Here is an 8,829-nt window from a genome sequence, read left to right on the forward strand (position 1 = left end):
GGGCGCCGGCCCCCCCCCCCCCGACCTGTACCTCGCGCCGGTCGGCAGTCGCGCTAAACGCCCGGTCGCCCTGGGCGACCGGCCTTTCGAGTCTCGCGGCTACTTCTCGGAATCGATCCCGTACAGCCGCTCCCAGTTGGCGCGGCTGGTGAGTTCGGGCATCGCCCCGCGCCAGCGCCGCTGTAGCTCCGGCAGTTCCTTGCGGAGCTTCTTGAGCACCCGATACGCGCGGATCAGCAGCTTGCGCGCGGTCTCCTTGTCGCGGTGGCGAACTCGCACCCCGGACTGCGAGGCGTCGGTGACCACCACGTCGCCGAACAGGCCGACGTGCCACCAGTGCGCGTCCTCGCGGGTGACCGCCACCGGACCCGGGATCACGCGCCCGGTCCACTGGTTCAGCGCCCGCTTGAACAGGATGAGCAGCGGGCGGCTGGGCTCGCCGCCGGCCCGGCGCACGTGCAGGTGCGCGTTGGGAATCGGCGAGGTCGCCGCCGGATGCTTGATGGTCTCGGCGTACTCGTTGCGCGAGCCCCGGGCCGCGGCCAGCGCCGCGATGCCGCCGTCGCGCAGGATCTCCGGGCCCTTCAGGTAATCCTCGATGCCCTGCAGCGTGGTGTGCGCCAGGCCGTACTGCATCCCGACCAGATATTCGCCGATCTCTCGGAAGAGCTGGCGGGTAACGGCTTTGGGATCCAGATCGGTGTGCAGCGAGGAGACGATGAGCGAGTTGCGGGAGGAGAAGTACCGCGCCCAGTCGTCGAAGTCCTTCCAGTAGAAGTCCGCGTGCCAGACCGCCGCGTTCGGCATGGTGACGGTGACGAACCCGTTCTCCCGCGCGCGCAGGCCGTATTCGACGTCGTCCCACTGGAAGAAGATCGGCACCGGCAGCCCGATGCGGGCGACCACCTCCGCCGGGATGAGGCAGGTCCACCAGGCGTTGTAGCCCGCGTCCACACGGCGTTCCTGATGCTTCTTGAGCATGCTGGTGTTGCGCAGCGCCTTGGACACCTTCTGGCCGTGGCGCAGCCTGCCCAGATCGGTCTCCTCCGCGCCGACGTTGAGGAAGTCGGGGTTGTAGAGGAAGAGCATCTGCGCGCCGACCAGGGTCGGCTCGACGGTCATGTTCGCGAAGGCGTTGAGCCGCAGCACCGTTTCGGGCTCGCACAGGATGTCGTCGTCCATCAGGATGACGTCGGCGTGCTCGTTGGCGGCCGACACCTCGTAGAGGCCGCGGGTGAAACCGCCCGCCCCACCGAGATTCGGCTGGCGCAGGTAGCGCAGCTTGTCGCCGAGCGCGGGCGCGGTCTCCTGGAAGACCGGCTGATCCTGCACCAGATCGGTGCCCTGGTCCACGACGTACACCGCGTCGATGGCGGCCAGCACGGTCGAGTCCGAGGCCAGCGCCGCCACCGTGTTCGCGCAGTCCGGCGCGCGGTTGAAGGTGCAGATGGCGATGGCCACCGGTCGCACCGTCTCGGGAGCCGGTGCGCTCCAGGCCAGATCGGAGATGAGCACGTCACCGCCGATGGCGTCGAATTCGAGCCACAGCGCGCCGCCGTCGATGTACATGTCCAGCGCGGTGCTCAGCACGACGCGGCCGTCCTCGCGCGTTTCGGCGGTGGCCACCACGCGCCGGTGCCCGGCGATGTCCGACGCGGCCAGGCGCACCTTGGTGCGGCCGCCCACCTCCAGGGTCATCGCGACCTCGACGGCGGTGACCGTGGTCCAGCGCTGCCAGTAGCTGGCGGCGAAGCGGCCGAAGTAGGTATTGGTCGTGGCGGTGGCGCCCTTGTCCAGACGCAGGCTGAAGCGCTCGCGATGCGCCTTGCCGCCCTTCACCACCGCGTATAGATCGTCGCTGATCCGGGGAGCCGGCCCGGTGAACAGCCCGCGCTGCAGCACCAGGCGCTCGGGCGCGACATGGTCCGCCCGCAGCGTCGCAGGGGCTCCGGCGGTCTGCCGGTCATTGATTTCGGTCACGGCTTGGCCAGCCGACGCATCCATGAATCCCTCGACATCGCTCGAAAACAAATCAGATACCGGTAATACCCTGACGCGGATCGACACCCACTGTCACGCACGGCGCGCAGAGACTATCAATTCGCGGGCGAGGCTTCAGCGCGAACCCGCGTCAACACTCTCGTCGCGCGCTCCGGTGAACACGAATTTGTCATAGGCCCAGTAGCGGAACAGGACCGCGACCGCCTGCCCGACCAAAGTCCCGGAGATGTTGTCCGCCAACGGACTCGACAGATCCAGGACGTATCGGGAGAACCCGAGGCAGCCCAATTGCAGCCCGATCGCGATCACATTGAACACCGCGTACAGGACGTATTCGCGGGCCGCAGATCCGCCCTTCTTGTGCGCGAACGTCCACCATTTGTTGCCGAAATAGGTGACGACCGTGGCGACGCCGATGGCGATGATCTTCGCGACGATGGGCCGGTCGAAGAGCACGCCCTCCCCGCCCCAGAACACCAGCAGGTTGTAGGTCCCCGCGTCGACGGCCAGCCCGATCAGGCCGACCACGAGAAAGGCGCTGCCCTGCTTGAGGGTGGTGCGCACCTTGTCCGCGAAAGAGACGGGGACGGTTTCGGCGGGGCTGGTATCGACGGCCGCCGGCTCACTGCTGGACACTCGGCGACGGTACCCCAGCCATCTCGGGTACCCTCCCCGTGTTCGTATTCGCCTACCGATCACATCGAGGATTGACCGGGTGGACCCCACCGAGCTTCGCATTGCCGCAGTTGTCCCCTGCCACAACGAAGAGGCCTCGGTCGCGAAGGTCGTCAGCGACCTCAAGGCCGCCGTGCCCGGGATCGTCGTGTACGTCTACGACAATCGCAGCACCGACGCGACCGCCGAGAAGGCGCGCGAGGCGGGCGCGATCGTGCGCCACGAATATCGCAAGGGCAAGGGCAATGTGGTCCGCCGCGCCTTCGCCGATATCGACGCCGACGTCTATTTGATGATCGACGGCGACGACACCTACGACGCCGCCGCCGCGCCGCGCATGATCGAGGCGCTGCTGACCGGACCGTACGACCACGTGCTGGGCGTGCGCCGGGAATCGGCGGGCGAATCGGCGTACCGGCCGGGTCACGAGACCGGCAACAAGGTGCTCAACGGCGTGGTCGCCCAGGTGTTCGGCGAGAACGTCGAGGACATGCTCTCCGGCTACCGTGTGTTCTCGCGGCGGTTCGTGAAGAGCTTCCCCGCGGTGTCCCGCGAATTCGAGATCGAGACCGAGCTGACGGTGCATTCGCTGCACCTGCGCGTGCCGCAGACCGCGGTGCCGGTCGGCTTCAAGGACCGGCCCGAGGGCAGCGAGTCCAAATTGCGCACGTACCACGACGGTTTCAAGATTCTGCGGCTGATCATCGGGCTCGCCCGGCACGAACGGCCGGTCGCGTTCTACGGCCTGTTCGGCACCCTGGCCTGGATCATCTCGATCGTGCTCATCACGCCGATAGTGATCGAGTTCTACCGGATTCACGAGGTGCCGCGCTTCCCCACGCTGTTCCTGGGCTTCACCCTGCTGCTGCTGGGCAGCCTGGCCTGGACCGCGGGCCTGGTCCTGGACGGCATCCGCCGCTCCCGGCACGAGGCCGCGCGCCTGATGTACCTGCGTTACTCGGCGGTCGGTGTGGCCGCCGAGCACGAGGCGCAGGACTGCTCGGGCGGTAGCAGGCGATGACCGTTCGCACCGAGCCGGACGCCACGCGACCCGGGGAGGAGCCGAGCGAATCCGCCACTCCCGCCGCGGGAGCCGGGACCCTTACCGAGCAACCGGGCGAGCGTCCAGCACAATCGGACACCGTGGGAACAGAATCGAGCGCCGCCGGCACCGTCGCCGCGGCCGAGACCGGCGCGGCTACCGCCCCGAACGGGACCGAGTCCGGCGCGAGCACGACCGGCGCGGAATCGACGACGGGAGCGAGTGGCCGCGGGGCGGCGTTCGCCCGGATCGAGCAGCGCTTCGGCGCGGCCACCGTGGCCTTCCTGGTGCTGGCCGGCATCTTCGGCGCGGTGTTCTCGGTGGTCACCCCGCCCTTCTGGGGACACGACGAGATCACCCAGTTCGGGCGCGCCTACCAGGTCGCGCAGGGGCAGATCACGCCGCAGAAGATTCAGGACGACCGCGGGCCCGCGTGGGGCGGCGACGTGCCGATCAGCGTCGACGCGCTCATGTCGTTCGCGTTCGACGACTACCGCAACAACAACGACGAGCCCGACCCGATGGTCGTGGACCGGGCCGCCTACGACAAGCTCGGCTCGCTGCCGGTGTCCGCGGCCACGACGCAGGTGTGGTTCACCAACACCGCCGCGTACTCCCCCGTCCCGTATCTGCCCGCCGCCGCGGGCATTCGGATCGCCGAGGCGCTGGACCTGAACGTCGGCGGCCTGGTGCTGGCCACCCGCTGGGCCGGGCTCCTCGCCTACCTGGTGATCGTCGGCTTCGCGGTGCGCGTGCTGCGCGGGCACCGGGTGCAATGGCTCGCGCTGACCGTCGCCGTGCTGCCCATCGCGGTCTTCCAGGCGGGCACCGTGACCGCCGACACCGTGACCAACGCACTGGCGCTGCTGGTTTCGGCCTTCATCGTCAAGGGCCTGTTCCTGGGGCAGCGGCTGTCCCGGCCGGAAACGGTGTTCGCGCTGACGGCCACCGTGCTGCTGCCGGTCTGCAAACCGACCTACGTGCTGCTGGCCATGCTCACGGTGCTGATTCCCGCCGGGCGCTTCGGCTTCGGCGATCCCGAACGCCCGGCGATCTGGCAGCGGGCGCTGCCGTGGGTGTTCGCGGTCATCGGCGGCGGCGTGTTCGCGGTCTGGATGAAGATCGCGGCCCCGACCGGCGACGGCATGAGTCTCATGCGCCCGCAGGAACAGTGGGGCTCGGTCCGCCCGGGCGATCAGCTGAAGGAGATCCTCGGCGATCCGATCCAGTTCCTGAGCGTGTTCGGCGACAGCATCGCCCGCCGCGACCAGCGCTGGTTCACCCAGTTCTTCGGCGAACTCGGCTTCGCGTACATCGACGTACCCGCGCTGACCATCGTGGCCAGCCTGCTGGCCTTCGTGGTGAGCCTGGGCATCGCGGACCGCATGGCCGGGGATCGGCTGCGCGTCTGGCTGGTCCTGCTCACCATGGCGGCGAGCGTCGCGATGATCTACGTGACCCTGTACATGTCCTTCACGCCCGTCGGCTACTTCATCATCGACGGTGTCCAGGGCCGCTACTTCGTCCCCCTCGCCCTGCTGACCCTGGCCGTGTTCCTGCGCTGGATGCCGTTGCGGCTCACCGGCGCCGACGGACGCATCCCGGTGCGCGGCCCGGCCATCGCCGTCACCGCCGCCACCACCGTGGCCCTGCTCGCGGCCGTGGTGAAGTACTCCACGATCGTCTGGGGCTGACCCACGCGGATCACCACGGGATCCGCACACCATCTCCACCGCTCGCCCGCGCACGCTCGCTAGCGTTCGATCATGAAGCGAAAAGGGCGGCCGCGCAGCGCGTTCGCGGCCGCGGGGGCGAGATGGCGCGGGTGGTCACGATGGCGCAGAGCCGGGGTGATCCTGCTGGTGATCCTCACCGCCCTGCTGACCCCGGTCGGCGGGGCGGCGCTGTATCTGCGCCTGCACTACGCGGGCACACCCGCGGACGACGCCCGCACGCGCGGGCGGGACGCGGTGTGGCTCGGCCACGCGTGGGTCGACGGCCGCAGATCCGACGCGGACGTGGCCGGGCTCGCGACACTGTTGTCCGGCACCGGAATCAAGGACCTGTACGTGCACACCGGCCCGCTGGAGCACGACGGCGCCCTGCCCGCCGAACTGCACCCGAACGCCCGCTGGTTCGTCGATACCGCCCATCGCCTGCTGCCCGGCATCCGCGTGCAGTCCTGGCTCGGCGACATCCTGGCCCCCGAATTCGACGGCATGAACGTCGAGGACGCCGCCACCCGGGAGCGCGTCGCCGCGTCCGCGACCGGGATCCTGGACCTCGGATTCGACGGCATCCACTTCGACCTGGAACCGGTGCGCTCGGGCTCGCCCGGCTTCCTGGCGCTGCTGGATCGGGTACGCCCGATCACCGCCGCACGCGCCGCGCTGCTGTCGGTCTCCGCGCCGGTCATCGACCCGCTGCCGGGGCTGCACGCGGTCGGCCTCGCCGTGGCCGATCACGGAAAATGGTGGTCGCAAGGCTATTTCGCGCAGGTCGCGCGGCGCGCGGATCAGGTCGCGGTGATGTCGTACGACACGGCCATGCCGGTGAAATCGCTCTACGGCGGCTATGTCGCGCAGCAGACCGGGCTGGCGCTGGAGGTCACGCCCGCCGGGGTGGATCTGTTGCTGGGCGTACCCGCGTACTGGGCGAACGATCTCGGGCATCGGGGCAACGCCGAAACCGTGGCGACCGCGATTCGCGGCATCCGGCTGGGATTGGGCCGCACCGAGCGCGGCCGGCGGAATTTCGGCGTCGCGATCTATGTGGATTTCGCGGCCACCGCGCGGGATTGGGCGGAATACCGGCGCGACTGGGGCGGGATCGGCGTGCGCTGAACCCGCCCGCGGGTATCAGAGGACTTTCTCGCCCGCCGCCGCGTAGGCGTGCTCGGTGGCCGATTTCTGCGCGCGCCACCAGGGTTCGTTGGCGCGATACCAGGCGATGGTGGATTCCAGGCCCGCGCGGAAATCGCCGTAGCGCGGTTCCCAGCCGAGCTCGGTGCGCAGCAGGGTGGCGTCGATGGCGTAGCGCTGATCGTGGCCGGGGCGATCGGTGACGTGATCGAAGTCGTCCGGCGAGCGGCCGAAGCCTTCCAGAATCAGTTGTACGACAGATTTGTTGTCGCGTTCGCCGTCGGCCCCGATGAGATACGTCTGGCCGATGCGGCCGCGGTCCAGGATTTCCCACACCGCGGTGTTGTGGTCCTGCACGTGGATCCAGTCCCGAACCTGGTGTCCCGCACCGTAGAGCCGCGGCCGGATGCCGTCGATGAGATTGGTGATCTGCCGCGGAATGAATTTCTCCACGTGCTGATAGGGACCGTAGTTGTTGCTGCAGTTGGACAGGGTGGCGCGCACCCCGAACGAGCGCACCCAGGCGCGCACCAGCATGTCGCTGGACGCCTTGGAGGCCGAGTACGGACTGGACGGGTTGTAGGCCGTGGCCTCGGTGAACGCGGCCGGATCGTCCAGTGCCAGATCGCCGTACACCTCGTCGGTGGAGATGTGGTGGTAGCGCACGTCGTACTTGCGCACGGCCTGCAGCAGCGCGTAGGTGCCGATGATATTGGTCTGCACGAACGGCCACGGATCGGACAGGGAATTGTCGTTGTGGGATTCGGCGGCGAAATGCACCACCGCGTCCGCCGCGCCGACGAGTCGATCGACCAGTGCGCCGTCGGCGATGTCGCCGTGCACGAACTCGACGCGATCGGCGATCGCAGCCAGCGAGGCCCGATTACCCGCGTAGGTGAGTTTGTCGAGCACGGTGACATGGACGCCGGGGCGCGTGGCCACGGTCTGATGAACGAAGTTCGCGCCGATGAATCCGGCGCCGCCGGTTACGAGCAATCGCACGGGCCAACCCTACGCGGCCCGCGCGGCCCGGGGGCGCGGCGTCCACATTGCGAGCATTACACCGGTTACCCGCCGCGTGTGAGCGGAATCGGATACGCGGCCGAAACAAAATTTCCGGATGGCGACAAAGTCCGCGTCCGGAATGTCCAATTTCCACGGAACTCTCGCGGCTTTCTCGTTAAATTGTCCGCACAAATCACACATGAACTGTGACCTTAGTCACAAAGATACTTCCAGGTTACCGTTCACCTGGCCCGGGGCCGGTGAAAAAACCCCTCGTACGCTGCAGATTTCCAAATCCTCGCAACGCCGATCATCGTGATGGTGAACGGTATTTGAACGAACGGTCACGATGGGTTCACCGCTCGTTAGCTGAATTCGATTTCTATTTCTCTCGTCCCCCCGAGCTCTTCCCTGATGAGGTTTGCACCAAATGCTGATGAGGAAATTCGCCGCCACGTCGGCGCTGCTGATCGCCGCCATGGGCGTCGCCGCCGGTACCGTGAACGCGGCCCCCGCCGCGGCCGAGGCCGACGCGATCAACTACACGGCCACCAACACCGAGACGAACACCATCATCCGCACGGATGCCGGTTCCATGGTCGTCGAGGACGGCGTATTCAAGGTCAAGGCCGCCAACGGCACCGTCGTCGCGGGCACCGAGCTCAACTTCCGCGTGGACGACTACGTCTTCCCGATCGCCGCGGAGATCACCGACCGCACCGCGACCCTGACCCCCGAGTTCAGCATGGACAAGGCCGTCTACAAGCCGGTCGCCCTGCCGTACGAGAACGTCGCGCCGTGGAAGACCGAGTACGACCGTGAGCAGGCCGCCTTCAACCGCATGAAGGACACCATCGCCCTGGGCGCCACCGTCGGCACCCTGCTCGGCGGCCTCGGCGGCGCGGCCCTGGGCTGCGTCATCGGCGGCAGCATCGGCCTGGTCGCCACCGGCGCCCTGCTCGCCATCTTCGGCGCGGGCCCGATCGCCGGCTGCGTTGTCGGTATCGCCACCGTCGGCTTCCTGGGCACCCTCGCCGGCCAGATCTTCGTGACCGCGCCGGTCGCCATCCTGGCCGCCGCGCAGTACTTCACCACCATCAACCAGCCGTTCGTCGCCCCCGCCAAGTAATTTCGGCCGCGACGCCAGCACAGTCGAAACCCCCGCACCCGGACCACCCGGGGCGGGGGTTTCGCCGTTCTCCGTGCCGATGCGGGCCCGGCCGCCGCGCGCGACCGGGCCCCGGC

7 protein-coding genes are annotated in these 8,829 nt (G+C 68.3%); 4 read left to right on the top strand and 3 right to left on the bottom strand.

Going from position 1 to position 8,829, the window contains the following annotated elements; all coding sequences use genetic code 11:
* Positions 1–99 precede the first annotated feature (99 nt).
* Both ABZ319_RS39180 and ABZ319_RS39185 read right to left on the bottom strand, forming a co-directional pair.
* A complete protein-coding gene (locus tag ABZ319_RS39180; RefSeq protein ID WP_354991655.1) occupies positions 100–2,004 on the bottom strand; it encodes a glycosyltransferase in 1,905 nt (634 codons plus the stop codon).
* Positions 2,005–2,115: 111 nt separating this feature from the next.
* Positions 2,116–2,637, bottom strand: a complete 522-nt coding sequence (locus ABZ319_RS39185; RefSeq protein ID WP_354991656.1) for a GtrA family protein — start codon at positions 2,635–2,637, stop codon at positions 2,116–2,118.
* 79 nt (positions 2,638–2,716) lie between these two features.
* On the opposite strand from ABZ319_RS39185, the gene ABZ319_RS39190 reads away from it, so the two are divergent.
* The 3 genes from ABZ319_RS39190 to ABZ319_RS39200 all read left to right on the top strand — a co-directional run bounded on the left by ABZ319_RS39190 (position 2,717) and on the right by ABZ319_RS39200 (position 6,561).
* The gene (locus tag ABZ319_RS39190; protein ID WP_354991657.1) at positions 2,717–3,697 is read left to right on the top strand and encodes a glycosyltransferase; all 981 of its coding nucleotides are present in this window, start codon (positions 2,717–2,719) and stop codon (positions 3,695–3,697) included.
* A gap of 122 nt (positions 3,698–3,819) precedes the next feature.
* Complete coding sequence (locus tag ABZ319_RS39195; protein ID WP_354991658.1) at positions 3,820–5,412, top strand: DUF2142 domain-containing protein; 1,593 nt, start codon at positions 3,820–3,822, stop codon at positions 5,410–5,412.
* Between the two features lie 72 nt (positions 5,413–5,484).
* Positions 5,485–6,561 (top strand): hypothetical protein, encoded by a 1,077-nt coding sequence (locus tag ABZ319_RS39200; protein WP_354991659.1) that lies wholly within the window; start codon positions 5,485–5,487, stop codon positions 6,559–6,561.
* Between the two features lie 15 nt (positions 6,562–6,576).
* On the opposite strand, the gene rfbB is transcribed toward ABZ319_RS39200, so the two are convergent.
* Positions 6,577–7,581, bottom strand: a complete 1,005-nt coding sequence (rfbB, locus tag ABZ319_RS39205) for a dTDP-glucose 4,6-dehydratase (protein ID WP_354991660.1) — start codon at positions 7,579–7,581, stop codon at positions 6,577–6,579.
* A 433-nt stretch (positions 7,582–8,014) separates the two neighbouring features.
* Here rfbB and ABZ319_RS39210 point away from each other — a divergent pair, with 433 nt between their 5' ends.
* Positions 8,015–8,713 carry a hypothetical protein gene (locus ABZ319_RS39210; protein WP_354991661.1) on the top strand — a complete coding sequence of 233 codons (699 nt, stop codon included), beginning with the start codon at positions 8,015–8,017 and terminating at the stop codon, positions 8,711–8,713.
* The last annotated feature ends 116 nt before the right edge of the window (positions 8,714–8,829 follow it).

The sequence above is a fragment of the Nocardia sp. NPDC005978 genome (assembly GCF_040614455.1).
Lineage (GTDB): Bacteria > Actinomycetota > Actinomycetes > Mycobacteriales > Mycobacteriaceae > Nocardia.

Excerpts from the sequence above, each read along its gene's own strand:
- ABZ319_RS39180 (WP_354991655.1), bottom strand. The coding sequence starts at position 2,004 with ATGGATGCGTCGGCTGGCCAAGCCGTGACCGAAATCAATGACCGGCAG.
- ABZ319_RS39200 (WP_354991659.1), top strand. The coding sequence starts at position 5,485 with ATGAAGCGAAAAGGGCGGCCGCGCAGCGCGTTCGCGGCCGCGGGGGCG.
- ABZ319_RS39210 (WP_354991661.1), top strand. The coding sequence starts at position 8,015 with ATGCTGATGAGGAAATTCGCCGCCACGTCGGCGCTGCTGATCGCCGCC.